At 72.3% G+C, this 23137-nt stretch carries 22 protein-coding genes; 9 read left to right on the plus strand and 13 right to left on the minus strand.

The window, feature by feature from the left end; all coding sequences use genetic code 11:
- Nucleotides 1-58: 58 nt before the first annotated feature.
- The 3 genes from lpdA to ACZ69I_RS03920 all read right to left on the minus strand — a co-directional run bounded on the left by lpdA (nucleotide 59) and on the right by ACZ69I_RS03920 (nucleotide 4218).
- Nucleotides 59-1447 (minus strand): dihydrolipoyl dehydrogenase, encoded by a 1389-nt coding sequence (gene lpdA, locus ACZ69I_RS03910; protein WP_467668348.1) that lies wholly within the window; start codon nucleotides 1445-1447, stop codon nucleotides 59-61.
- A gap of 297 nt (nucleotides 1448-1744) precedes the next feature.
- Nucleotides 1745-3289, minus strand: a complete 1545-nt coding sequence (locus ACZ69I_RS03915; RefSeq protein ID WP_467668346.1) for a leucyl aminopeptidase — start codon at nucleotides 3287-3289, stop codon at nucleotides 1745-1747.
- 146 nt (nucleotides 3290-3435) lie between these two features.
- On the minus strand, nucleotides 3436-4218 hold the full coding sequence (locus ACZ69I_RS03920; protein ID WP_470830392.1) for an adenosylcobinamide-GDP ribazoletransferase: 783 nt from the start codon (nucleotides 4216-4218) through the stop codon (nucleotides 3436-3438).
- Between the two features lie 87 nt (nucleotides 4219-4305).
- Here ACZ69I_RS03920 and ACZ69I_RS03925 point away from each other — a divergent pair, with 87 nt between their 5' ends.
- A complete protein-coding gene (locus ACZ69I_RS03925; protein WP_467668341.1) occupies nucleotides 4306-5106 on the plus strand; it encodes a hypothetical protein in 801 nt (266 codons plus the stop codon).
- On the opposite strand, the gene ACZ69I_RS03930 is transcribed toward ACZ69I_RS03925, so the two are convergent.
- The 3 genes from ACZ69I_RS03930 to cobT form a co-directional block, all read right to left on the minus strand.
- Nucleotides 5010-5759: a hypothetical protein gene (locus ACZ69I_RS03930; RefSeq protein ID WP_467668339.1), complete on the minus strand. Its 750-nt coding sequence runs from the start codon at nucleotides 5757-5759 to the stop codon at nucleotides 5010-5012. The two genes, ACZ69I_RS03925 and ACZ69I_RS03930, sit on opposite strands and share 97 nt — an antisense overlap.
- Nucleotides 5756-7546, minus strand: a complete 1791-nt coding sequence (locus ACZ69I_RS03935; RefSeq protein ID WP_470830393.1) for a phosphatidylglycerol lysyltransferase domain-containing protein — start codon at nucleotides 7544-7546, stop codon at nucleotides 5756-5758. The genes ACZ69I_RS03930 and ACZ69I_RS03935 overlap by 4 nt, the downstream gene beginning before the upstream one ends.
- 110 nt (nucleotides 7547-7656) lie before the next feature.
- A complete protein-coding gene (gene cobT, locus ACZ69I_RS03940) occupies nucleotides 7657-8793 on the minus strand; it encodes a nicotinate-nucleotide--dimethylbenzimidazole phosphoribosyltransferase (RefSeq protein ID WP_470830394.1) in 1137 nt (378 codons plus the stop codon).
- Between the two features lie 148 nt (nucleotides 8794-8941).
- On the opposite strand from cobT, the gene ACZ69I_RS03945 reads away from it, so the two are divergent.
- Nucleotides 8942-10012: a class I SAM-dependent methyltransferase gene (locus ACZ69I_RS03945; protein WP_470830395.1), complete on the plus strand. Its 1071-nt coding sequence runs from the start codon at nucleotides 8942-8944 to the stop codon at nucleotides 10010-10012.
- Nucleotides 10013-10025: 13 nt separating this feature from the next.
- Here the strand turns inward: ACZ69I_RS03945 and ACZ69I_RS03950 are convergent, their stop codons facing one another.
- Nucleotides 10026-11240: a bifunctional adenosylcobinamide kinase/adenosylcobinamide-phosphate guanylyltransferase gene (locus ACZ69I_RS03950; RefSeq protein ID WP_470830396.1), complete on the minus strand. Its 1215-nt coding sequence runs from the start codon at nucleotides 11238-11240 to the stop codon at nucleotides 10026-10028.
- Between the two features lie 111 nt (nucleotides 11241-11351).
- Here ACZ69I_RS03950 and ACZ69I_RS03955 point away from each other — a divergent pair, with 111 nt between their 5' ends.
- Nucleotides 11352-11588, plus strand: coding sequence for a hypothetical protein (locus tag ACZ69I_RS03955; RefSeq protein ID WP_470830397.1), 237 nt, complete (start codon nucleotides 11352-11354; stop codon nucleotides 11586-11588).
- 231 nt (nucleotides 11589-11819) lie between these two features.
- Here ACZ69I_RS03955 and ACZ69I_RS03960 read toward each other — a convergent pair whose 3' ends face one another.
- The 3 genes from ACZ69I_RS03960 to ACZ69I_RS03970 all read right to left on the minus strand — a co-directional run bounded on the left by ACZ69I_RS03960 (nucleotide 11820) and on the right by ACZ69I_RS03970 (nucleotide 14631).
- Complete coding sequence (locus ACZ69I_RS03960; RefSeq protein ID WP_470830398.1) at nucleotides 11820-12878, minus strand: S1C family serine protease; 1059 nt, start codon at nucleotides 12876-12878, stop codon at nucleotides 11820-11822.
- Nucleotides 12879-13222: 344 nt separating this feature from the next.
- Nucleotides 13223-13930, minus strand: a complete 708-nt coding sequence (locus tag ACZ69I_RS03965; RefSeq protein ID WP_470830399.1) for a class I SAM-dependent methyltransferase — start codon at nucleotides 13928-13930, stop codon at nucleotides 13223-13225.
- Nucleotides 13931-14004: 74 nt separating this feature from the next.
- Nucleotides 14005-14631 (minus strand): DUF3043 domain-containing protein, encoded by a 627-nt coding sequence (locus tag ACZ69I_RS03970; protein WP_467668323.1) that lies wholly within the window; start codon nucleotides 14629-14631, stop codon nucleotides 14005-14007.
- 293 nt (nucleotides 14632-14924) lie between these two features.
- On the opposite strand from ACZ69I_RS03970, the gene ACZ69I_RS03975 reads away from it, so the two are divergent.
- From ACZ69I_RS03975 to ACZ69I_RS03990, 4 genes are all read left to right on the plus strand, one after another.
- The gene (locus tag ACZ69I_RS03975; protein ID WP_470830400.1) at nucleotides 14925-15722 is read left to right on the plus strand and encodes a PspA/IM30 family protein; all 798 of its coding nucleotides are present in this window, start codon (nucleotides 14925-14927) and stop codon (nucleotides 15720-15722) included.
- A 48-nt stretch (nucleotides 15723-15770) separates the two neighbouring features.
- The gene (gene pspAA, locus ACZ69I_RS03980) at nucleotides 15771-16049 is read left to right on the plus strand and encodes a PspA-associated protein PspAA (protein WP_389712835.1); all 279 of its coding nucleotides are present in this window, start codon (nucleotides 15771-15773) and stop codon (nucleotides 16047-16049) included.
- Nucleotides 16050-16246: 197 nt separating this feature from the next.
- Entirely contained in the window at nucleotides 16247-17485 is a 1239-nt protein-coding gene (locus ACZ69I_RS03985) for a sensor histidine kinase (protein WP_470830401.1), read from the plus strand.
- Nucleotides 17482-18162 (plus strand): response regulator, encoded by a 681-nt coding sequence (locus ACZ69I_RS03990; protein WP_467668315.1) that lies wholly within the window; start codon nucleotides 17482-17484, stop codon nucleotides 18160-18162. Before ACZ69I_RS03985 ends, ACZ69I_RS03990 begins: the two co-directional genes overlap by 4 nt.
- A gap of 63 nt (nucleotides 18163-18225) precedes the next feature.
- Here the strand turns inward: ACZ69I_RS03990 and nadA are convergent, their stop codons facing one another.
- Nucleotides 18226-19422, minus strand: a complete 1197-nt coding sequence (gene nadA, locus ACZ69I_RS03995; RefSeq protein WP_467668313.1) for a quinolinate synthase NadA — start codon at nucleotides 19420-19422, stop codon at nucleotides 18226-18228.
- Between the two features lie 290 nt (nucleotides 19423-19712).
- On the opposite strand from nadA, the gene ACZ69I_RS04000 reads away from it, so the two are divergent.
- A complete protein-coding gene (locus ACZ69I_RS04000) occupies nucleotides 19713-20069 on the plus strand; it encodes a HesB/IscA family protein (protein WP_030933606.1) in 357 nt (118 codons plus the stop codon).
- 84 nt (nucleotides 20070-20153) lie between these two features.
- Here ACZ69I_RS04000 and ACZ69I_RS04005 read toward each other — a convergent pair whose 3' ends face one another.
- The gene (locus ACZ69I_RS04005; RefSeq protein WP_470830402.1) at nucleotides 20154-21665 is read right to left on the minus strand and encodes a hypothetical protein; all 1512 of its coding nucleotides are present in this window, start codon (nucleotides 21663-21665) and stop codon (nucleotides 20154-20156) included.
- A gap of 134 nt (nucleotides 21666-21799) precedes the next feature.
- The gene (locus tag ACZ69I_RS04010; protein WP_467670883.1) at nucleotides 21800-22027 is read right to left on the minus strand and encodes a hypothetical protein; all 228 of its coding nucleotides are present in this window, start codon (nucleotides 22025-22027) and stop codon (nucleotides 21800-21802) included.
- Between the two features lie 133 nt (nucleotides 22028-22160).
- On the opposite strand from ACZ69I_RS04010, the gene ACZ69I_RS04015 reads away from it, so the two are divergent.
- Nucleotides 22161-23135 carry a carbohydrate kinase family protein gene (locus ACZ69I_RS04015; protein ID WP_467668308.1) on the plus strand — a complete coding sequence of 325 codons (975 nt, stop codon included), beginning with the start codon at nucleotides 22161-22163 and terminating at the stop codon, nucleotides 23133-23135.
- Nucleotides 23136-23137 lie beyond the last annotated feature (2 nt).

Raw genomic sequence — 23137 nt, forward strand, 5'->3', positions numbered from 1 at the left:
TCTCCCCTGCTCGAGCGAAGCCGAGAGCTTGGGGAAGGAAGTCTGGGTCGCGAGAAGGTCAGTCGTGGGAGTGCAGCGGCTTGCCCGCCAGGGCCAGGTGGGCCTCGCCGAGCGCCTCGTTCTGGGTCGGGTGGGCGTGGATGAGCTGGGCGACCTCGGCCGGCAGCGCTTCCCAGTTGTAGATCAGCTGGGCCTCGCCGACCTGCTCACCCATGCGGTCGCCCACCATGTGGACGCCCACCACGGCACCGTCCTTGACCTGGACGAGCTTGATCTCGCCCGCGGTCTTGAGGATCTTGCTCTTGCCGTTGCCCGCGAGGTTGTACTTGAGGGCGACGACCTTGTCCGCGCCGTAGATCTCCTTGGCCTTGGCCTCGGTGATGCCCACGGAGGCGACCTCGGGGTGGCAGTACGTCACCCGGGGCACGCCGTCGTAGTCGACCGGGACGGGCTTCTGCCCGGCCAGGCGCTCCGCCACCAGCATGCCCTCGGCGAAGCCGACGTGCGCGAGCTGGAGGGTCGGCACCAGGTCACCCACGGCCGAGATCGTCGGGACGTTGGTCTGCATGTACTCGTCGACGAGGACGTAGCCGCGGTCCATGGCGACGCCCTGCTCCTCGTAGCCGAGGCCCTGCGAGACCGGGCCGCGGCCGATGGCGACCAGGAGGACCTCGGCCTCGAAGGTCTTGCCGTCGGCGAGGGTCACGCGGACGCCGTCCTGCGTGTACTCGGCCTTCTCGAAGAACGTGCCGAGGTTGAACTTGATGCCGCGCTTGCGGAACGCGCGCTCAAGGAGCTTGGAGCTGTTCTCGTCCTCGACGGGCACGAGGTGCTTCAGGCCCTCGATGACCGTGACGTCGGCCCCGAAGGACTTCCAGGCCGAGGCGAACTCGACGCCGATGACGCCGCCGCCCAGGATGATCGCGGACTTCGGCACGCGGTCCAGGGTCAGGCCGTGGTCCGAGGAGATGATGCGGTTGCCGTCGATCTCCAGGCCCGGCAGCGACTTCGGCACGGAGCCCGTCGCGAGCAGCACGTGGCGGCCCTGGACGCGTCGGCCGTTCACGTCCACGGAGGTCGGCGACGAGAGCTTGCCCTCGCCCTCGATGTACGTCACCTTGCGGGAGGCCACGAGGCCCTGCAGGCCCTTGTACAGGCCCGAGATCACGTCGTCCTTGTACTTGTGGACGGCGGCCATGTCGATGCCCTCGAAGGTGGCCTTCACGCCGAACTGGTCGGCCTCGCGCGCCTGGTCGGCGATCTCACCGGCGTGCAGCAGCGCCTTCGTGGGGATGCAGCCGTTGTGCAGGCAGGTGCCGCCGAGCTTGTTCTTCTCGATCAGGGCGACGTCCAGGCCCAGCTGCGCTCCGCGCAGCGCCGCGGCGTAACCGCCGCTACCGCCGCCGAGGATCACTAGGTCGAAAACGGTGCTGGCGTCGTTCGCCACGTCACGTCCTCCATGCATGTGCGCCGTACGCCGGACCCCTTTTCGCGGGGGACGACCGGTCGGTCGGCTGGTGTTCGGCCGCTCTTTTTTCGGCCCTGTGGTGGGGGCCCTGTCCTGCCGAGAACCCATCTTCGCACTTGTCGACGGGAGACGGGACGCCGGGCCGGGCTGTGAGACGTCTGATCCGCCGTCCCGACGGGTCACCGCTGTGTTCGAACACACGGATTTCGTCGAGGGCGAAATCGGGCGGGGCCCCGGACGCGGGAGCGTCCGGGGCCCCGCCCCGACGTGTCCGGATCAGCCCAGGTCGCCCGCGGCCGTGTGCTCGGCCAGCCGGACCAGGGTGCGGACCGCGGAGCCGGTGCCGCCCTTGGGGGTGTAGCCGTAGGGGGCGCCCTCGTGGAAGGCCGGGCCCGCGATGTCCAGGTGGGCCCAGGTGATGCCCTCGCCCACGAACTCCTGCAGGAAGAGGCCGGCCACCAGGCCGCCGCCCATGCGCTCGCCCATGTTGGCGATGTCGGCGGTGGGGGAGTCCATGCCCTTGCGCAGGTCGGCGGGGAGCGGCATCGGCCAGGACGGCTCGCCGACCTCCTCGGCGATCTCGTGCACCGACGTACGGAAGGCGTCGTCGTTGGACATGATGCCGAAGGTGCGGTTGCCCAGCGCCATCATCATGGCGCCGGTCAGCGTCGCCACGTCGACGATCGCGTCGGGCTGGTCCTCGGAGGCCTTGGCGATGGCGTCGGCCAGGACCAGGCGGCCCTCGGCGTCCGTGTTCAGGACCTCGACGGTCTTGCCGCTGTACATCCGCAGGACGTCGCCGGGGCGGGTCGCGGAGCCGGACGGCATGTTCTCGGCGAGCGCCAGCCAGCCGGTGACGTTCACCTCGAGGCCCAGGCGCGCGGCGCTGACGACGGCCGCGAAGACGGCGGCGGCACCGGCCATGTCGCACTTCATGGTCTCGTTGTGACCGGCGGGCTTCAGCGAGATGCCGCCCGAGTCGTACGTGATGCCCTTGCCGACGAAGGCGAGGTGCTTCTTCGCCTTGGACGACGTGTACGAGAGCTTGACCAGGCGCGGCGGGGCGTCGGAGCCCACGCCGACGCCGAGGATGCCGCCGAAGCCGCCCTTGGCGAGCGCCTTCTCGTCGAGCACCTGGACCTTGATGCCGTGCTCCTTGCCGGCGGCCTGGGCGACGGCGGCGAAGGCCTCGGGGTTGAGGTCGTTCGGCGGGGTGTTGACCAGGTCGCGGGCGCGGTTGAGCTCCTCGGCCACGGCGGTGGCGCGCTCGATCGCGGCCTTGTGCGCCTTGTCGCGGGGCTTGGCGCCGAGCAGGGCGACCTCGGCGAGCGGCGCCTTGGCGTCCTTGCCGTTCTTCTTGGTCTTGGCCTCGCCCTGGTCCTTGTAGGCGTCGAAGGAGTACGCGCCGAGGAGCGCGCCCTCCGCGACGGCGCCCAGGCCCTCGGCGTCCTCGACGGGCAGCGCGAACGCGGCCTTCTTCGAGCCGGTCAGGGCGCGCGCGGCGGCACCGGCGGCGCGGCGCAGGGCGTCCGTGCCGTACGTCTCGTCCTTCTCCGGGACCTCGCCGAGACCGATCGCGACGACGACCGGGGCCTTGAAACCGGACGGCGCGGGAAGCTTCGTCACCTCACCCTCGCCGCCCGAGGCGCCGAGGGTCTCCAGGACGGACGCGAGCTTGCCGTCGTACGCCTTGTCCACGGCCTCGGCGCCGGGGGCGACGACCAGGCCCCCCTTGGATCCAGCGCCCTTCGCGACACCGACGACGATCGCGTCGGCGCGCAGGCCGGTCGCGGCGGCGGTGCTGAGAGTCAGAGCAGTCACGGTGGTGAGGTCCTCTTTCAGTGAGTTTCGGCGGGCTTTGGGGTGGTGAGCCCGTCGCGAGCCTACGCCCGTGAGCGCTGCGGTGTGCCTCACTGTGTGTGTTCGGCGCGGTGGAGGGGCGGTCGGGGTCCCGCCGGACCCGGGCGTCAGCCGAGTGCGAGCACCACGAGGGAGGCGGTCGCCGCAGTCTCCGCGAGGCCGCCGAACACGTCTCCAGTGACCCCGCCGAACCGCCGTACGCAGTGCCGCAGCAGCAACTCCGCGGCGCCCAGCGCGAGTACGACCGCCGCGGCGCCCCGTACGGCGTCGGCCGCACCGAGCGGCACGCTCACGGCCGCCGCCCCGCACACGACGACGGCCCCGACGCCGAGGGCGCGCCCGCGCGGCACGACCCCGGCGACGGCGGCGCCGAGACCCTCGGGGCGGGCCGGGGGCACCCCGTCGCGCGCGGCCAGGGTGAGGGCCAGGCGCGCGGCGGTCGCCGAGAGGACGGCGGCGACAGCGCCGCGGAGCCAGGACGCCTCGTAGAGCTGGCAGAACACGGCGACCTGGGCGAGCAGTACGAAGAGCAGGGTGATGACGCCGAAGGGGCCGATGTCGGACTGCTTCATGATGCGCAGCGCGTCGTCGGCCGGCTTGGCGCTGCCGAGGCCGTCGGCGGTGTCGGCGAGGCCGTCGAGGTGCAGGCCGCGGGTGAGGGCGGCCGGGACCGCGGCGGTCGCGACGGCGGCGAGCAGCGGGCCCGCGCCGAGCAGCGTCAGCGCGCCGCCGAGCGCCGCCGCGCAGAGCCCGGCCACCAGACCGGCGAGGGGGGCGCACTGCATGCCGGCGCGGGCGGCGTCCCGGTCCCAGCGGGTGACCCGGACGGGGAGCGCGGTGAGGGTGCCGAAGGCGAAACGTATGCCGTCGGCCGGGGAGGTTCTGGACACCGCGGCAGGCTACCCCGGCGGAACCCGCCGCCCTGCGGATCACTCTTCGGGGACGGAGGATGGGCGCATGGACGACTGGTGGGCCGCATGAACGACTGGTGGTACCGGAACATCGTCGAGCCGGGGAAGCTGCCGCTGCTGCTCGCGCTGCTCTCCTTCGTGGGCTCGTTCGTGGTCACCCGGACCATCACGCGGTTGATCCGGGCGGGCAAGGGGCCGTTCAGGAACATCAGCACCGGTGACGTGCACATCCACCACGTGGTGCCGGGGATCTTCCTGATGCTGGTCGGCGGGTTCTGGGCGGTGGCCGCGGGGCGGCACGGCGCGGGGCCGCTGTACGCCGCCGTCATCTTCGGCATCGGCGCGGGGCTCGTGCTCGACGAGTTCGCGCTGATCCTCCACCTCGACGACGTCTACTGGAGCGAGCAGGGCCGCAAGAGCGTCGAGGTCGTGATGCTCACGGCCGCCCTCGTGGTGCTCGTGCTCACCGGCTTCACGCCGTTCGGGGTGAACGACCTGACCCCCGTGGAGCGCCAGAACCGCGCCCTCTTCGCGCTGAACGTCGGCATCAACTGCGGCTTCTCCCTGGTCGCGCTCCTCAAGGGCAAGCTGCGGACCGCCCTGATCGGCATGGTGGTCCCGTTCGTCGCGCTGGTCGGCGCGGTCCGTCTCGCCCGGCCGGGTTCGGCGTGGGCGCGGCGGTTCTACCGCAACCGGCACCGGGCACGCGCGCGTGCGGGGCTGCGCGCCTTCCGGCACGACCGCCGCTGGGCGGGCCCGCGCCGCAAGCTTCAGGACTGGATCGGCGGCTTCTCGCCCGACGGGCCGAAGCCGGTGCGGGACGCGTCCGAGCCGGATCCGGAGCGGGTGCCGCCACCACCCCGGTGACCGTCGCCCCGGCGACGGACGGCCCGGATCACGCACAGCACGAGCACCACGACGATGGCGGCGATGTGCTCCTTGCCCGCGAGGTTGTTCTTGACGAGCACCTCGACGACCATCAGGGCGCTCACCAGGGCCGCGGTGAAGTACGCGCGGTGGCGCCAGCAGACGTAGACGGCGAGGGCGACGACGGCCGCCGAGGGGCCGGTGTCGACGACCTGCGCGTCGGAGGCGGGGAGTCCGAGCGGGTTGCCGGGGCCCAGTTCGATGCCCACGCGCGCGTAGAGCGTGCCGGCGAGGGTGGCCGCGTACCCGATGAGGAGCGTGCGCCACCAGCCCAGGCTGATCTCCGCGATTCCGAAGACGAGCAGGATCTGCGCGAGCGCGCCCCACACCGGCAGGTCGAGGGCAGGCACGAACAGGGAGAGCGGGGTGCGCAGCAGGGAGAGCCAGAGCGGGTCCTCGGCGCGCACGCAGCCGATGTTCTGGACGAACTGATAGCCCCAGGGCCGGTTCTGCACGTACTGGCAGAGGGCGGTGAGACAGACCGCGGCCAGCGTCATGGGGACGGCCCGCCATCGTCGGGCGACGAGCGCCCCGCGCACGGTGGAGAAGAGTGACCCCCACTCGGCGCGGGCGTAGCGGGCCGGCGGTCTCATCGTCTCGACTCCAGGTGCTTGCGGTGCATCCACTTCGGCAGACCGGGCGCTTCGAGGAAGCCCTCCGCGCGAGCGGCCGCGATGCCGATGCGCGGCAGGTCGACGCTCTTCTCGAAGAGGAGGAAGCGGGGCTCCCAGATCGGCCGGTACTTGGCGTTGGCCCGGTAGAGGGACTCGATCTGCCACCACCGTGAGAAGAAGCTGAGCAGCGACCGCCACAGGCGCAGGACCGGCCCCGCGCCGAGCCGCGAGCCACGTTCGAAGACCGAGCGGAACATCGCGAAGTTGAGCGAGACCTGAGTGATCTCGATCTCGGGGGCGCGCTGCAGGAGTTCGATGACCATGAACTCCATCAGGCCGTTCTCGGAGTCGCGGTCACGCCGCATCAGGTCGAGGGAGAGGCCGTGCGGCCCCCACGGCACGAAGGAGAGCACCGCCCGCAACGCGCCGTCCCCGTCGGTGCATTCGAGCATCACGCACCGCCCGTCCGCCGGGTCCCCGAGCCGTCCCAGCGCCATCGAGAAGCCGCGCTCGGTCGCCCCGTCGCGCCAGTCGTCGGCGCGCCGGAGCAGCTCGGTCATCTCCTCGGGCGGGATGTCCTCGTGGCGGCGGATGCGGACCGTGTACCCGGCGCGCTTCACGCGGTTGTACGCCTGCCGGACGGTGCGCATGGCCCGCCCCTCCAGCGTGAAGTGCTCTTTGGAGGACGAGCCTCGTGCGCCCGTCTCCACGATCGCCTCGTCGCCCAGCTCCAGGGCGTCGAGGCCGTGCCGGGCGTAGATCGTGCCCGCCTCCTCGCTCGCGCCCATCACGGCCGGGATCCAGCCGTGTTCGCGGGCCTCGGCGAGCCAGGGATCGATCGCGCCGGGCCAGGCCTCCGGATCGCCGATGGGGTCGCCGGAGGCCAGCGAGACACCGCCGATGACGCGGTGGGCGACGGCCGCCTTGCCGGTGGGGGACCAGACGACGCTCTTCTCGCGGCGCAGCGCGAAGTAGCCGAGCGAGTCGCGGTCGCCGTGCCGGTCGAGCAGGGCGCGCAGCCGCTCCTCGTCCTGCTCGGTGAGCGGGTCGACGGCCCGGCGGGAGCGGAAGGCCGCGTACAGGACGGCGCAGAGCAGCAGCGTGCTCAGCACGTTGATGCCGACGTTGACCCAGCCGGGCGTGGTGATGCCCTCGAAGCGCTTGTCGTCGGGGGCCAGCGAGACCAGGCGCATGGTGCCGTAGCGCCAGCGGTCCAGGAAGGTCGAGCGGTAGTCGTCGTGGGCGCTGTTGGTGACGGTCACGAGCAGCGCGGCGATCAGCGAGGTGACCAGGAGCCCGCCGGCCGCGACGACCGAGGCCAGCTTCGGGTTGGACCGGTCGCCCTTGGCGTAGAACTCCCGGCGCCCGACGACCAGCGCCGTGACGAACGCGGCGGTCAGCACGAGCGAGATCCAGTTCTGCGCGTACCTGCGGATCTCCGGGAAGACCATCATGAAGGCGAAGAGCAGCAGGAAGAGCCCGCTCAGCACCAGGTTGAGGATCCACGCGGCGCGTTTGCGGCGCCGCATGGTGATCGCGAGGAAGAGCGTGAACGCCCCCGACGCGAAACCGGCGGTCAGCAGGTACGGAGTGAAGTAGTCCGCCGTGTTGTGCTGCCGCAGATCCTGTCCGAGGGAGACCCAGACCGCGCTCAGGAAGTTGATGAACGTGACGGCCCGGAGGTACCAGACGGCGAATCCGGCGGCACGGCGCTGTATGACGGTGTGTGTTCTCTGTCGCCCGGCGACGACCTGCTCATCTCCCATGAAAAGGGATCATATGGGCAACGAGGGTCACCCTCCGCATTGCGGGCGAGCGGGCCACCGGTGCCGGGCGCCGTTGACGGTGCGTCAACCGGCGCCCGAGGGCGGGGCACTTACTCGGTGAACGGTACCGAAGACTCCGCTTCCGGTACCACAGACTCCGCTTCCGGCACTGAAGACTCCGCTTCCGGCGCCGCAGGCTCGGGCTCCCGTTCCGGCAGCTCCGCCGACAGCGCGGCCGCCGCCCGCACCAACGGCAGCGCGAGCAGCCCTCCGGCGCCCTCGCCGATCTTCACGCCGTGCGTGAGCAGCGGGTCGAGGGCCATCCGGTCCAGGGCCTTGGCCTGCGCGGGCTCCCCGCTGTCGTGCCCCGCCAGCCACCAGTCCGGCGACCGGAAGGCGACCCGCTGGGCCACCAGCGCGGCCGCCGACGCCACGACGCCGTCGAGGATCACCGGGGTGCGCCGCACCGCGCACTGCAGCAGGAAGCCCGTCATCGCGGCCAGATCGGCGCCACCCACCGCCGCGAGCAGCTCCAGCTGATCGCCGAGCACGGGCCGGGCCCGCCGCAGCGCGTCCCGCACCGCCGCGCACTTGCGCATCCACGCCAGGTCGTCGATGGGCTCGCCGCCCCGCCCGGTCACCACGGAGGAGTCGGTCCCGCACAGCGCGGCGACCAGGGTCGCCGCGGCCGTCGTGCCGCCCACGCTGATGTCGCCGAGCACGACCAGATCGGTGCCGGAGTCGGCCTCCTCGTCCGCGACGGCCATGCCCGCGCGCACCGCCTGTTCCGCTTCCTCGGAGGTCAGCGCGTTCTCGATGTCGATGCGCCCCGAGCCGCGCCGCACCCGGTGCCCCGCGACCTCGGCGGGCAACTCCTCCGGGGCGCAGTCGAGCGCCATGTCGACGACCCGTACGGGCACGTCGAGGCGGCGCGCAAGGACGGCCGCCGGGCTCTCACCGGCGAGTACGGAACGTACGAGAGAGGCGGCGCTCCCCGCGGGCCGCGCCGAGACGCCGAGCTCGGCGACGCCGTGATCACCCGCGAACAGCACCACGCGAGGCCGCTCGACCGGCTGCACCGGCACCGACGACTGGGCCGCCGAGAGCCACTCGCCGAGCTCGTCGAGACGGCCGAGTGACCCGGGCGGCACGGTCTGCCGTGCCCTGCGTTCCTCGGCGTCGCGGCGGACCCCGCCGTCGGGCCGCTCGATCAGGTCGGTGAAGTCGTCGAGATTCAGCGAGCTCATTCGTCGAACAGTACCGGGAGCGGTGCGGGTGTCGCTCGAACGGCCCTGTGCGCGCAGCCGTGCGCGGCAGCACCGCATGACACCACCGTCCATGCGGGAATGGTCCTTTACGTTCCTGTTTGTCTCGGCTTCTTCCAGGAGTACGACCATGACCACGGATGCCGCCGCCCAGCAGGTCGCCGCCCGGCGCCCCGCCTACCTCGCCGAACTCGCCCAGGGCACCGAGCGGTTCCACGAGCCGCGCCGCACCGACTGCCCCTGGTGCGGCTCCGAGCGGCTGCGGGTGCGGCTGCGCACCACCGACCTGATCCAGCGCAAGCCGGGCAGCTTCACGGTCGTCCGGTGCGGCGACTGCGCCCACTCCTTCCAGAATCCGTGTCTGACCCCCGAGGGCCTGGACTTCTACCGCCGGGACTTCGGGGACGGGTTCGACGGCAGGGAGCCGGTGACACCGTTCGGCGCGCGGTCCGGCACGAGACGCCGCCTCGCCGCCGCCCGCGCCCTTGCCGCCTTCGACGAGCCCGAGTGCTGGCTGGACGTCGACACCGGCGCCGCCCACTTCCCGGCACTGGCCAAGCAGGTCCTGCCGTACACCTCCTTCGACGGGCTCGACCGGCGCGCCGGCGTCGAGAAGGGCGTGCGGTGCGGCCGCATCGAGGAGGGGCACCGCGGCTCCCTCACGGAGCTCGCGGAGCGGCTCGCCGGGCGCTACGACGCGATGAGCATGTTCCACAGCCTGCCGCGCAGCCCCGACCCGCGCGCCGAGCTCCGGGCCGCCCGGACCGTGCTGCGCCCCGGCGGCCACCTCCTGATCGAGGCCCCCGACCCCGAGTGCCGCTACGCCGGTCTGCTCGGCAAGTGGTGGGCGTCCTACCACCAGCCGCGCCACCTGCACCTCGTGCCGCTCACCAACCTCTGCGAGGAGCTGACGGAGCTGGGCTTCACGGTCGTCGCCGTCGAACGCCGCGCGCCGCACGCCCCCGTCGACCTGAGCGCGGCGTTGGCGCTCTTCCTCAACTGCCGCATGCCGGGACCCGACGTCCCGTGGCGCGCCCGGCCCGCGCCCCCGCTCCAGCTCAAGCTGCGCCGGGCCGCGCGCACCGCGTCCGTGCCCCTGGTCGCGCTCGCCCGCGCGCTGGACACGCTCCTGGCGCCACTGCTCACCCGCACCGGCTTCGCCAACACCTACCGGGTCATCGCCCGCAGGGACATCCCGTAGGAGCGGCGTGGAGTCAGCCGCGCAGCGTCAGTGCCTGCCCCGCCACGAGGAGCAGCACCTGCTCGCACTCGGCGGCGAACGCCGCGTTCAGGCGGCCCAGTTCGTCGCGGTAGCGGCGGCCCGACGCGGTCGCGGGGACGATCCCGGAGCCGACCTCGTTCGACACGGCGACGACCGTGCGCCGGGTGGCGCGCACCGCGTCCGCGAGCTCGGTGACCCGCCCGCGCAGCTTCCGCTCCCCGCCGCCCGCCCACTCGGCGTCGTCCCACGCCAGCACCTCGTCCATGACGTGGGTCAGCCACAGCGAGAGACAGTCGATGAGCAGCGGCGGCCCGTCCTCGACGAGCAGCGGCACCAGGTCGCAGGTCTCGGCGGTCCGCCAGGAACCGGGGCGCCGCTCGCGGTGCAGGCTCACCCGCCGGGCCCACTCCGTGTCGCCGCTCCTGGTCCCGCCGGTCGCCACGTACAGCACGTCGGGAAAGGCCTCCAGGCGCTGCTCGGCCTCCACCGACTTGCCTGAGCGGGCGCCGCCGAGGACGAAGGTGCGGCGCGGCACGTCGGGGACGTCCTCGTAGGCGCCGACCACGAGCGTCGAGCCGTCCGGCACGGCCCGCGCCCCGGCGGCGGCGAGCCGGCGCGTCAGTTCCCCGCCCGGCGGCGCCTCGTGACCGATGTGCACCGCGATCACGTCGGTGGTGGGCCCGACGGCCCCGGCCGCACGCAGCCGGGCGAGCCCGTCGGGCCGCCCGACGACGTCGAGCACGACCATCTCGTACGGGGCCCGACCGCCGTCGCCGTTGCCCTCGGCGAGCCCCGCGGGCGCCCCGCCCGGCGGCAGGTACAGGAGCCGCTCCCCGCCGGGCCCCGTCACCTCGTACCCGGAGCCGGGCGCGTCCAGCGCCACCGCGCGCACCCGGTGGCCGGTGAGCAGCGCCAGCTCCCGCCCGTCGGCGACCCGGCCGGGCTGCGGCAGGCCCGCCGGGACCTCGACGGCGGGCCCGTCGTGCGGATGGGAGAGGAGGACCTGGCGCACTCCGCCGAGCGAGTGCCCCGCGCGGGCGGCCGCGAAGGCCGCGCCGGGGGTGAGGTCGAGCAGCAGGACGCCGTCCACGAGGAGCGCGGTCGCGGCGCGCGCGGCGTCGCCGAGCGCGGTCGCGCAGGCCGCGCAGGGGCAGTCGGGGAGAGGCAGTCCGCCGGGGGCGCCGGTGCCGAGCAGAGTCAGTTCCACACGAAGATCCTCCCGCGTCGGGTCCCGCACCGCGCGCCCGGCTAGGCTTCAAGCGGATTCAAGAGGATTCAGGCGGTTCACACACCGCTACGGGACCTTCGGGAGGCTGACATGGCGGCATGGACGTGGCGGTTCGAGAAGGCGGACGGGACGGAGGTCCAGCCCGCGGTGCAGCCCGAGGAGTTCACCACCCAGGGGGACGCCGAGTCCTGGCTCGGTGAGTGCTGGAAGGAGCTGTCCGAGGGCGGCGCCGACCAGGTGCACCTCTTCGAGGACGCGAACAAGATCTACGGGCCGATGAGCCTGCACGCGGACGAGGCGCAGGACGCGCAGGACGCGTCGGCGTAGGCCGCACGTCACACAGCGCGCGCCCACCCGGGAGGCGGCGACCGGACTCCGGCCGCCGCCTCCCGCATGTCACGGTGCAGCCGCTTCCTGCGTGTAACGGTGTCGCGGCTTCCTGCGCGTTACGGTGCCGCCACTACTTGCGCGTCACCGCGCTGCCGCTTCCCGTACGTCACGGTGCCGCCGCCTCCCGCGCGTCGCCGCGCCGCCCGCCGACGGTCATGCTCTCCGCGGCTACATCTCGCCGAGGGTCACGTCCGCCGTCTTCTCCGACCCGTCCCGCACGTACGTGACCTGCTTCTTCTGGCCCGGTTCTGCCGCGGCGAGCGCCTCGGAGAGGGAGTTGATCGTGGTGATCCTGGTGTCGCCGAGCTTGGTGATGATGTCGCCGGACCGCAGACCCGCCTCGGCCGCCGCGCCGCCCTGCCGGGCCTCGGCCACGGCCACCCCGGCGGGCCGGTAGTCGTCGTCGAGGACGGTGCGTCCCGTGATGCCGAGCGCGGCCCGGCCCGAGTCGGTGACCTTGCCGTCCTTGACGATCTGGTCGGCGACCGTCTTGACCATCGAGGACGGGATGGCGAAGCCGATGCCGGGCGCCGCGCTGTCGCCCATCTGCGGGTCGCTCGCGGCGAGCGTGGGGATGCCGATGACCTTCCCGTCGAGGTCGACGAGCGCGCCGCCGCTGTTGCCCGGGTTGATCGCGGCCGACGTCTGCACCATGTTGGCGATGGTCGCCCCGGTCCCGCCGCCGTCGCGGCCCTCGCTGACGGTCCGCCCGGTGGCCGACACGATGCCCTGGGTGACGCTGGAGGAGAGGCCGAGCGGGGAGCCCATGGCCAGCACGATCTGCCCGACCTCGGCCTTGGTCGAGTCGCCGAACTCCGCCGCCTTGAGACCGTCCGGTACGTCGCCGAGCTTGATGACGGCGAGGTCCTGTTCGGGGTAGGTCGCGACCAGTTCGGAGGCCAGGGCCTGCTCGCCGGTGGCGGTGGTGACCTTGAACCGCTTCTCCTTGCCCACGACGTGGGCGTTGGTGACGATGTGCCCCTTGCCGTCGTAGACGACGCCGGACCCGAGGCTGTCACCGGCGTCGACCTGGACGACCGACGGCAGGACGTCCTTGATCACCCGCTGGTAGTCGTCCTGCAGATCACCGGCGGCGGCGGGCGCGGCCTGCGTGGTGGACCTGCCGGAGTCCCCGGAACCCGAGGAGGAGCAGCCGCCGGCGAGCGCGACGGCGGCGAGGGTGGCGGCGAGGGGGACGGAGGCGGCGCGGATACGAGAGGCAGTCATGCGCCGAGTGTGCTTTTTGTCCGTTCCCGGCGCCCGTGGTGCGAGGTAAACGGGTGGGCACAGGGGGCTCACCGCCCTCGGCACGGTCCGACGCCCCGCCCTCGACTCAGTCCGGCTCGACTCAGTCCGGCACCCCGCCCGGTCAAGTCAGCCCAGCACCCCGCCCCGCCGCGACGTTCCCGCACTCCGCATGGTCAAGTCGGCCCCGCACCCCGCACTGCCGCGCCAGTCCCACACCCCGCACGGGAAAGTCGGTCCCGCACCCCGCCGGGCCGCGTCAGTCCCGCACCCAGCGGCCCGGCGCCAACGCGTCGGTCCCGCACCCAGCGCCCCCTGCTGACGCCTCAGTCCCGCACCCCGCACAAATGCAGCAGAGCGGCGACGCGCCGGTAGGGATCGGTCCGGCCCGCCCGCTCCTCGGCGGCGAGCAGCGCCTCCAGCTCCCGCTCGGGCGGCAGCGCCGTGCCGTCGGCCACCGTGTCGGTGAAGACCCGCACCCCGTACCAGACCTGGAGCGGCGCCGCGATGCCCGCAAGCGCGGCGGTCAGCGCGTCGAGCCGGTCCGCGCGGGCGTCGATGCCCAGCCGGTTGCGGTACGTGACGGAGTCGAAGGCGGCGAGCGCCCCCGACCAGTTTCCGGCCAGCCCCGGCCGCATGGCCAGCGCCTCCGCGTTGCGCACGAGCAGCGAGAGCAGCCCCCCGGGCGCCAGCATCCGGGCGAGCCCGGCGAGGAGCGCGTCGGGCTCCTCCACGTACATCAGAACGCCGTGACAGAGCACCACGTCGAAGCTGCCGGGCAGGAAGTGCACACCCGTCTGGTGCCCGTCGCCCTCGACGATCCGCACCCGTCCCTGGATGCCCTCGGGCTCACCAGCGAGCGCCGTGCGCGCGCTGGCGATCATGACGGGGTCCTGCTCGACGCCCGTCACCTTGTGCCCGGCACGGGCGAGCCGCAGCGCCTGCGTGCCCTGGCCCATGCCGACGTCGAGTATCCGAAGCCGCTGCCCCACGGGGAAGCGGGCGATTATCTGCTCGTCGAGCTGGCGGGCCACCAGCTCCTGGCGGACGGCGTTGCGCAGGCCGCCCAGCTTCTCCAGCCAGGCGCCGGCCCCGCCGGTGAATCCGCTCAGGGCCGTTCTCCGCGCTTGACCTGCGGCTTGGGCAGTCGCAGCCGGCGCATCTGGAGCGTACGCATCAGGGCGTACGCGACGGCGCCCTTCCGGCTCTCGGTCGGGAAGCGCTCGGCGAGCCGCTTCTTCAGGCGGAACGCGGTGACGACCGAGTCGACGATGATCAGGACGATCACGAAGAGCCAGAGCAGCAGCGCGATGTTCTGCAGCTGCGGCACGCGGACGATGCTCAGGACGAGGATGATCACCGCGAGCGGCAGGAAGTACTCGGCGATGCAGAAGCGCGAGTCCACGAAGTCGCGCGCGAACTTGCGCACGGGACCCTTGTCACGGGCGGGCAGGAACCGCTCGTCACCGCTGGCCAGCGCCTCGCGCTGCTTCGCCATCTGCGTGCGGCGCTCGTCGCGCTGCCGCTTGGCGGCCTCCTTGCGCGACGCGGGCTTGTTCGTCACGCTGCGGCGCTGCGACTGGGCCATGGCGCGCTTGGGGGTGGGGCGGCCCTTCGGGGCCTGCGGGTCACGGGGCTGCTTGGAGTCGGTCACCGGCGCCTGCGCGGCCGGGGCCTTCTCTTCCTTGGATCGGCTACGGAACACAAAATCCAAGGGTACGGGGTGTGGACGCATGGAGGTCCGCCGGGCGGGGAACGATCCGGCAACGCCGGGCGTCTTGATTTATGTGCCTAAGGGGACGTAGCGGGCGGTATGCGGCGGCCCGGGGCGCGCCGCCCCGGATGCCCCGGGGGGTCGGATCACAGGGGTGCACCTACTCCTTACGCCGGAGCGGCGCCGGAAGCAGTCGTCCTTGGGGATGAGCGCATCCGCCCGCGAACAGTGCGGTAATGGATGCAGGGCCCGTACTGTGGGTTCTGAGCAGTACCTGGAGCTGGAAGTCCGTCAGAAGGGGGCGCGCGAAGCCCATGAGCGGTGTCATGAAGCGTATGGGGATGATCTTCCGCGCGAAGGCGAACAAGGCCCTTGACCGGGCCGAGGACCCGCGCGAAACCCTCGATTACTCGTATCAGAAGCAGCTGGAGCTCCTGCAGAAGGTCCGCCGGGGCGTCGCCGACGTGGCGACCTCCCGCAAGCGCCTGGAACTGCAGCTGACCCAGCTCCAGAAGCAGTCCTCGACCCTGGAGGACCAGGGTCGCAAGGCGCTCGCCCTCGGGCGCGAGGACCTGGCCCGCGAGGCCCTGTCCCGCCGCTCCGCGCTCCAGCAGCAGGTGACGGACCTGGAGACGCAGCACCAGACGCTCCAGGGCGAGGAGGAGAAGCTCACCCTCGCGGCGCAGCGACTCCAGGCCAAGGTCGACGCCTTCCGCACCAAGAAGGAGACGATCAAGGCGACGTACACCGCCGCCCAGGCCCAGACCCGGATCGGCGAGGCGTTCTCCGGCATCTCCGAGGAGATGGGCGACGTCGGCATAGCGATCCAGCGCGCCGAGGACAAGACCGCGCAGCTCCAGGCGCGGGCCGGCGCGATCGACGAACTGCTCGCCTCGGGCGCCCTCGACGACTCCTCCGGACTCGCCAAGGACGACATCCAGTCCGAGCTCGACCGGCTCTCGGGTGGTACTGATGTAGAGCTGGAACTGCAGCGCATGAAGGCGGAGCTCGCGGGAGGCCCCAGCAGCCAGCAGCAGGCGATCGAGGGTGGCAAGGGCCAGCCCCAGTCGCAGCAGCAGCCGCAGGACACCCCGCGCTTCGACAAGCAGTAGCCCTACGCAGGTATCACGCGGATACCGCTCACGTCCGAGGAGGACGACATGATCGTACGGATCATGGGGGAGGGGCAGGTGAAGCTGGCCGACAGCCACTTCGCCGAGCTGAACAAGCTGGACGACGACCTGCTCGAGGAGATGGAGAGCGGCGACGCCGCCGGCTTCCGCCGCACGCTGCACGCGCTCCTTGACCGCGTCCGGGAGCTCGGCACGCCCCTCCCGGACGACGCCCTGGAACCCTCGGAGCTGATCCTCCCGGCCCCCGACGCCTCCCTGGACGAGGTCCGCGACATGCTGAGCGACGACGGCCTGATCCCCGGCTGACCAGGAACGCGAGGAACTGCGCGCCGCCCAGCCCCGAGGCCACCCCGGGTGCGCGGGGAACCGCGCGCCGAGCCCGATCCGGCCCGCACCCGAAAAGCCGCCCCCCGGCCCCCCCCCAACTCCCCATCCCCGCCCCGACGGGAGCAGTACCCCGGACCCGGTCCGGGCCGCCGCCCAGGCCCCGTAACGTTGAGAACGTGACCACTCTCGTGCGAGGCCGCGGCTGGGCCAGAACGCACCCGCTGGCGGTAGACGCCGTCCTCGCCACCGCCGTCCTCGTCTGCATGGTCGTCGGCTCCTTCGCCGAGCCCTACGGGGAGCACGGCCCCACCTGGGGCACCCGCACCCCCGACGCCCCCAGCCTGCTCCTGATGGCCCTCGGCGCACTCGCCCTGGTCTTCCGCCGCCGCGCCCCCTGGTCCGTGCTCGCCGCGACCTGTGCCGCCTCCCTCGTCGAGCTGCTGACCGGCGAGCCCCGCGCCCCCGTCGTGATGTGCGCGGTCATCGCGCTGTTCACCGTCGCCGCCACCACTGACCGCTCCACAACGTGGCGGATCGGCCTGGTCACGATGACGGGCCTCACGGGCGTGGCGATGCTCTCGGGCCCGCTGCCCTGGTACGCCCAGGAGAACCTCGGCATCTTCGCCTGGACCGGCATGGCCGCCGCCGCGGGCGACGCGGTGCGCAGCCGCCGCGCCTTCGTGGACGCCATAAGGGAGCGGGCCGAGCGGGCGGAACGCACCAGGGAGGAAGAGGCCCGGCGGCGCGTCGCCGAGGAGCGGCTGCGCATCGCCCGCGATCTGCACGACGTGGTCGCCCACCACATCGCCCTGGTCAACGTGCAGGCCGGGGTCGCCGCGCACGTCATGGACAAGCGGCCGGACCAGGCCAAGGAAGCCCTCTCGCACGTACGGGACGCCAGCCGCTCCGCGCTCAACGAACTCCGCGCCACCGTCGGCCTGTTGCGGCAGAGCGGCGACCCCGAGGCGCCCACCGAACCGGCCCCCGGCCTGCACCGGCTCGACGAGCTCGTCGAGACGTTCCGCAACGCGGGCCTGCCCGTGGAGGTGGCCCTGGGACAGGTCGGCCTCGATCTGGCCGCGGCCGTCGACCTCGCCGCGTTCCGGATCATCCAGGAGGCGCTGACCAATGTGCAGAAGCACGCGGGACGGGAGGCCACGGCCGAGGTCAGCGTCGTGCGCGTCGGCCCGAACGTGGAGGTGACCGTCATCGACGACGGCCCGGGCCACGAAGGCGGCAACGGCGCGGGGGGCGTCGACGGACGGCCCTCCGACGGCGGCGGTCACGGCCTGATCGGCATGCGGGAGCGCGTCACCGCCCTCGGGGGCAGCTGCACGGCGGGGCCCCGCTACGGAGGAGGGTTCCGCGTCCATGCGATCCTGCCCGTCACCACGGCAAAGGGAGGGACCGCGTGACGATCCGCGTACTGCTCGCCGACGACCAGGCGTTGCTGCGCAGCGCGTTCAGGGTGCTCGTCGACTCCGAGTCCGACATGGAGGTGGTCGGCGAGGCGTCCGACGGGGCGGAGGCGGTCAGGCTCGCCAGGTCGGAGCGGGCCGACGTGGTCCTGATGGACATCCGGATGCCGGGCACCGACGGGCTCGCCGCCACCCGGCTGATCAGCGCGGACCCCTCCCTGGCCCACGTCCGCGTGGTGATGCTGACGACCTTCGAGGTCGACGAGTACGTGGTGCAGTCGCTGCGCGCGGGCGCCTCCGGGTTCCTCGGCAAGGGTGCGGAGCCCGACGAGTTGCTCGGCGCCATCCGTATCGCGGCGGCCGGTGAGGCGCTGCTCTCGCCGGTGGCGACCAAGGGCCTGATCGCCAAGTTCCTCGCCCAGGGTGAGGGGCTCGACGGCGACGCGCCGGTGCGCGGCGAGCGGCTCGACGCGCTGACGAGCCGTGAGCGCGAGGTCCTCGTGCAGGTCGCGGGCGGCCACTCGAACGACGAGATCGCCGAGCGTCTGGAGGTCAGCCCGCTCACCGTGAAGACCCATGTGAACCGCGCGATGGCGAAGCTCGGCGCGCGCGACAGGGCCCAACTCGTCGTCATCGCGTACGAATCGGGCCTGGTACGTCCACGGGTGGAGTGACGCGGGGTCTCTGAGGGGCGCCCGCAATAGCGGGCGCCCCTTACGCGTGGACTCAGGGCAGGGCTACGGAAGCGCCAGCATCCGCTCAAGGGCCAGCTTCGCGAACTGCTCGGTCTCGCGGTCGACCTCGATCCGGTTGACCAGCTTGCCCTCGGCCAGGGACTCCAGGGTCCAGACCAGGTGCGGCAGGTCGATCCGGTTCATGGTCGAGCAGAAGCAGACCGTCTTGTCGAGGAAGACGATCTCCTTGTCCTCCGCGGCGAAGCGGTTCGCCAGGCGGCGTACGAGGTTCAGCTCGGTCCCGATCGCCCACTTGGAACCGGCGGGAGCCGCCTCCAGGGTCTGGATGATGTGCTCCGTGGAGCCCACGTAGTCCGCCGCGGCCACGACCTCGTGCTTGCACTCGGGGTGCACCAGGACGTTCACACCGGGGATGCGCGCGCGCACGTCCTCCACGCTCTCCAGCGAGAAGCGTCCGTGCACCGAGCAGTGCCCGCGCCACAGGATCATCTTCGCGTCACGCAGCTGCTGAGGCGTCAGGCCGCCGTTCGGCTTGTGCGGGTTGTAGACCACGCAGTCGTCGAGCGAGAGGCCCATGTCGCGCACGGCGGTGTTGCGCCCGAGGTGCTGGTCGGGCAGGAAGAGGATCTTCTCGCCCTGCTCGAAGGCCCACTCCAGGGCCCGCTTGGCGTTGGACGACGTGCAGATCGTCCCGCCGTGCTTGCCCGTGAACGCCTTGATGTCGGCGGACGAGTTCATGTACGAGACGGGCACGACCTGCTCGGCTATCCCGGCCTCGGTCAGCACGTCCCAGCACTCGGCGACCTGGTCGGCGGTGGCCATGTCGGCCATCGAGCAGCCGGCGGCCAGGTCGGGCAGGACGACCTTCTGGTCGTCCGTCGTCAGGATGTCCGCGGACTCGGCCATGAAGTGCACACCGCAGAAGACGATGTACTCGGCGTCCGGCCGCGCTGCCGCGTCACGCGCCAGCTTGAAGGAGTCGCCGGTGACGTCCGCGAACTGGATGACCTCGTCGCGCTGGTAGTGGTGGCCGAGCACGAAGACCTTGTCGCCCAGCTTCTCCTTGGCGGCGCGGGCGCGCTCCACCAGGTCCGGGTCGGAGGGGGACGGCAGATCGCCGGGGCACTCCACGCCGCGCTCGCTCCTCGGGTCGGCCTCGCGGCCGAGCAGCAGGAGAGCGAGGGGCGTGGGCTGGACATCGAGGTCCACGGGGGACTGGGCGGTGGTCACGACACGCACCCTTTCTGATCTGTGTATGCGCGGCGGAGCCGCTCCGGCGGGGCCTCGGGCCCGCACCGGGGATCCTTTTCGTCGAATTGACGTTATCTATCATAACCGCTTCACGTCAGTTTGACGATGGCCATTGTGTCGATGTGACGCATTCGCGGTTCCCGGGGCCGCTGTCCCATCCGGCGCCGTGTGCGAGCATGAAGGGGCAAGGACGTGAGCGCCCGGCCCGGAATGAATCCGCGGCCCCGCCGGTTGCAACCGTCGGCAAGCAGTCTCCGTACAACCCGGGAGAGAAGCAGATGTCCGTATCGGACGAGACCACCACCGTGAGCGACGGCATCCTCCTGTCGGACGCCGCCGCGGCCAAGGTGAAGGGCCTCCTTGAGCAGGAGGGCCGTGACGACCTGGCGCTGCGCGTCGCCGTTCAGCCCGGCGGCTGCTCGGGCCTGCGCTACCAGCTGTTCTTCGACGAGCGCTCGCTCGACGGCGACGTCGTCAAGGACTTCGACGGCGTCAAGGTCGTCACCGACCGGATGAGCGCTCCCTACCTGGGCGGCGCCTCCATCGACTTCGTGGACACCATCGAGAAGCAGGGCTTCACGATCGACAACCCGAACGCCACCGGCTCCTGCGCCTGCGGCGACTCCTTCAGCTGAGCCTGTAGGCACAGACGTACGAAGGCGGCGGCCCCCCGAGCGTTCGGGGGGCCGCCGCCTTCGTGTGCGCGGATCGCCTCGGCGCTACCTCCGCCGCACCGTCCCGCCAGTGGAGTCCACGACCTCGCGGTCGCCGAGGGGCTTGTCGAGGGTGACCGTCCGCGAGAACTTCTTGGCCATCTCGACGCAGACCTTGCCCTTCTCCCGCTTCTCGGTGACCTCGACCGCCACGCGGTCGCCGTCCTCCTCGGCGGCCGCCGCGTACGTGCTGCACACCCCGCCCCAGAAGTGCACGGTCAGCGACCGGCCGTCGGCGCTGTAGGACTCGACGCGGGTGGCGCTCCTGTCCTCCCCGTCACCCTTGTCGCCGGGCTTCCCGGTGTGCGTGGGTGCGCCCGGGGCGGTCGGCGACGTCAGGTACGCGGGGTCGACCGCCGGATGCGTCACCGTGAAGCTCTCCCGCGCGCCCTGCGGCTTCACGTCGAACAGCCAGGACGGCACGAGGGCCTGCTTGCCGTCCACGAAGTGCGTCGCGAGCCCGAACGTGGCGCCGTTGACGGCGATCGGCTGGGGCTTCGGCCGCGTGGACGACGGATCGCAGGGCGCCTGCTCCGACCCGCTGCCGCCCTCGGTCCTCGTGCTGTCGCCGGCGTGCGGCACCGGGGTCGCGCACCCGGCGATGCCCACGCGTCCGAGGCGGTCGCCCGCCCCGTTCAGCCGGTCCAGGGTCTCCCGGGCGCCGATCACCGGATACGTGGCACCCTTGTCCGGAGCCTTCAACTTGCCGCTGCCGCCGACCACTTCGCCGTCCGAGCCGATCTGGACGCCGGTCGCCCAGCCGTACGTCGGCAGACCGTCGATCCTGGGGTCGGCGTTCACCACCCGCACGGCGCCCATCAGCTGGCGGGCGTCCAGCTTGGCGTCGTCCTGGCCGAGCGCCTTCAGGACGGGGGCCGCGGCCTCCTTGGCGGCCTTCTCGCTCACCGCGTCGCCCGGCGCGCCGTTGGGGGCGGTGGACGTGCTGGAACAGGGCTTGCCCTTGGGGCAGTTGTCGGTGCCGCCCGTGCCGTGCGCGGTGTAGGCCCAGGTGCCGGGTGCCTGCTTGTCGACCTGCAGCAGGGGCCCGGAGCCGTCGTTGTGCGGGCCCACCCGCCAGGCGCCGTCCCGCGAGGTCGGCGTGCCGCTCACGCCGAGCGCGTCGGCCAGTTCGGTCACCTCGGCCCGGGTGACCTCGCCGCGCGCGTGGTAGACGGCGGCCGACTCCGGGCCCTCGGGCAGCTCGCCGGTCGCCTTGTACGTGGCGCCGCTGGGGTCGGGCTCGCCCGGCGCGATGCCGCCCGTACCGTCGTCTCCGCCGTCGCCGCTCTGCCGGTCGCCGGCCGGCTGGGCCTCCAGGGCGAGCGGCGGCGGGTTCCCGCGGTCGCCCGCGGGGGCCCCGTCGCCGCCGCCGTTGCCGCCACCGCCGGACGCGGTCGCCGCGAAGTACGCGCCGCCGCCGCCGACCAGCAGCACGGTGGCCGCGACCGAGACGACGGCCAGGCGGGAACGCCGCCGCTGCGGCTCGGTCGCCTCAAGATCGGATCGCTCGGTGCTCACCGCATCGCTCCTTCGACTGACTGCTGTCCCTGACATCCCACGCGTGGGCTTCGTCGTATCCCGGTTCCCCTCTACGGGGGACGGCGATGGGACGCAGGAGGGGAGCGCGCGGTTCCCTTACCGCGCGCCGGGGCTCAGTCCCCGTACTCGGACATGCCGTCGATCAGGCGCGCGGAGGCGGGCGGGACGGTGATCCCGTGGATCAGGGAGGGCGGCACGGGGGCGGCCGAGGCCGTGGCGGGGACCACCCAGTGCGGCGCCATGCGGGCGCAGTCCCCGCGCAGCGACTCCATGCTCTCTGGAGCCTCGGTGGAGAACGCGGCACGACGCTGGAGGACGACATCCTTCGGGATAACGGTCATAACGGCACCGTACGCACCACCCCACCCCCTGAAAAAGCCCTACTATTGGGTAGTTTTGGCACTTCAGAGACGGTGCGCCGACCCGGTAGCGTGAACTGTCAATCCCGCCTCTCCTCCACAGGAGCATCCAGCCGTGCGTATTGCAGTCACCGGCTCCATCGCCACCGACCACCTGATGACCTTCCCCGGCCGCTTCGCCGACCAGCTGGTCGCCGATCAGTTGCACACGGTCTCCCTGTCCTTCCTCGTCGACGCCCTCGATGTCCGCAGGGGAGGCGTCGCCGCCAACATCGCCTTCGGCATGGGCCAGCTCGGCACCACTCCGATCCTGGTGGGGGCCGCGGGCTCCGACTTCGACGAGTACCGGGCCTGGCTCGACCGGCACGGTGTGGACACCGCGTCGGTCCGGATCTCCGAGACCCTGCACACCGCGCGCTTCGTCTGCACCACGGACGCCGACCACAACCAGATCGGCTCCTTCTACACGGGCGCGATGAGCGAGGCCCGCCTCATCGAGCTGAAGACGGTCGCCGACCGCGTCGGCGGCCTCGACCTCGTCTCCATCGGCGCCGACGACCCCGAGGCGATGCTCCGGCACACCGAGGAGTGCCGTACCCGCGAGATCCCCTTCGCCGCCGACTTCTCGCAGCAGATCGCGCGCATGGAGGGCGAGGAGATCCGCACGCTCCTCGACGGCGCCACGTACCTCTTCTCGAACGAGTACGAGAAGGGCCTCATCGAGTCCAAGACGGGCTGGACCGACGCCGAGATCCTCTCCCGCGTCGGCCACCGCGTGACCACCCTCGGCGCGCGCGGCGTGCGCATCGAGTCCGTCGGCGAGGACCCGATCGAGGTCGGCGTCCCGGAGGAGGAGGCGAAGGTCGAGCCGACCGGCGTCGGCGACGCGTTCCGCGCGGGCTTCCTCTCCGGCCTCGCCTGGGGCGTCTCCCACGAGCGCGCGGCGCAGGTCGGCTGCATGCTCGCCACCCTGGTCATCGAGACCGTCGGCACCCAGGAGTACGAGCTGCGCCGCAGCAACTTCATGGACCGCTTCACCAAGGCGTACGGCCACGAGGCCGCCGCGGAGGTCCAGCCGCACCTCGGCTAGCC

The sequence above is a fragment of the Streptomyces sp. NPDC036815 genome (genome assembly GCF_055609205.1).

Bases quoted from the DNA above. Each gene is read 5' to 3' on its own strand.
- ACZ69I_RS03925 (WP_467668341.1), top strand. From the start codon at position 4,306: ATGAACGACTGGTGGTACCGGAACATCGTCGAGCCGGGGAAGCTGCCG.
- ACZ69I_RS03930 (WP_467668339.1), bottom strand. From the start codon at position 5,759: ATGAGACCGCCGGCCCGCTACGCCCGCGCCGAGTGGGGGTCACTCTTC.
- ACZ69I_RS03935 (WP_470830393.1), bottom strand. From the start codon at position 7,546: ATGGGAGATGAGCAGGTCGTCGCCGGGCGACAGAGAACACACACCGTC.
- cobT (WP_470830394.1), bottom strand. From the start codon at position 8,793: ATGAGCTCGCTGAATCTCGACGACTTCACCGACCTGATCGAGCGGCCC.
- ACZ69I_RS03945 (WP_470830395.1), top strand. From the start codon at position 8,942: ATGACCACGGATGCCGCCGCCCAGCAGGTCGCCGCCCGGCGCCCCGCC.
- ACZ69I_RS03955 (WP_470830397.1), top strand. From the start codon at position 11,352: ATGGCGGCATGGACGTGGCGGTTCGAGAAGGCGGACGGGACGGAGGTC.
- ACZ69I_RS03960 (WP_470830398.1), bottom strand. From the start codon at position 12,878: ATGACTGCCTCTCGTATCCGCGCCGCCTCCGTCCCCCTCGCCGCCACC.
- ACZ69I_RS03970 (WP_467668323.1), bottom strand. From the start codon at position 14,631: ATGCGTCCACACCCCGTACCCTTGGATTTTGTGTTCCGTAGCCGATCC.
- ACZ69I_RS03975 (WP_470830400.1), top strand. From the start codon at position 14,925: ATGAGCGGTGTCATGAAGCGTATGGGGATGATCTTCCGCGCGAAGGCG.
- pspAA (WP_389712835.1), top strand. From the start codon at position 15,771: ATGATCGTACGGATCATGGGGGAGGGGCAGGTGAAGCTGGCCGACAGC.
- ACZ69I_RS04000 (WP_030933606.1), top strand. From the start codon at position 19,713: ATGTCCGTATCGGACGAGACCACCACCGTGAGCGACGGCATCCTCCTG.
- ACZ69I_RS04010 (WP_467670883.1), bottom strand. From the start codon at position 22,027: ATGACCGTTATCCCGAAGGATGTCGTCCTCCAGCGTCGTGCCGCGTTC.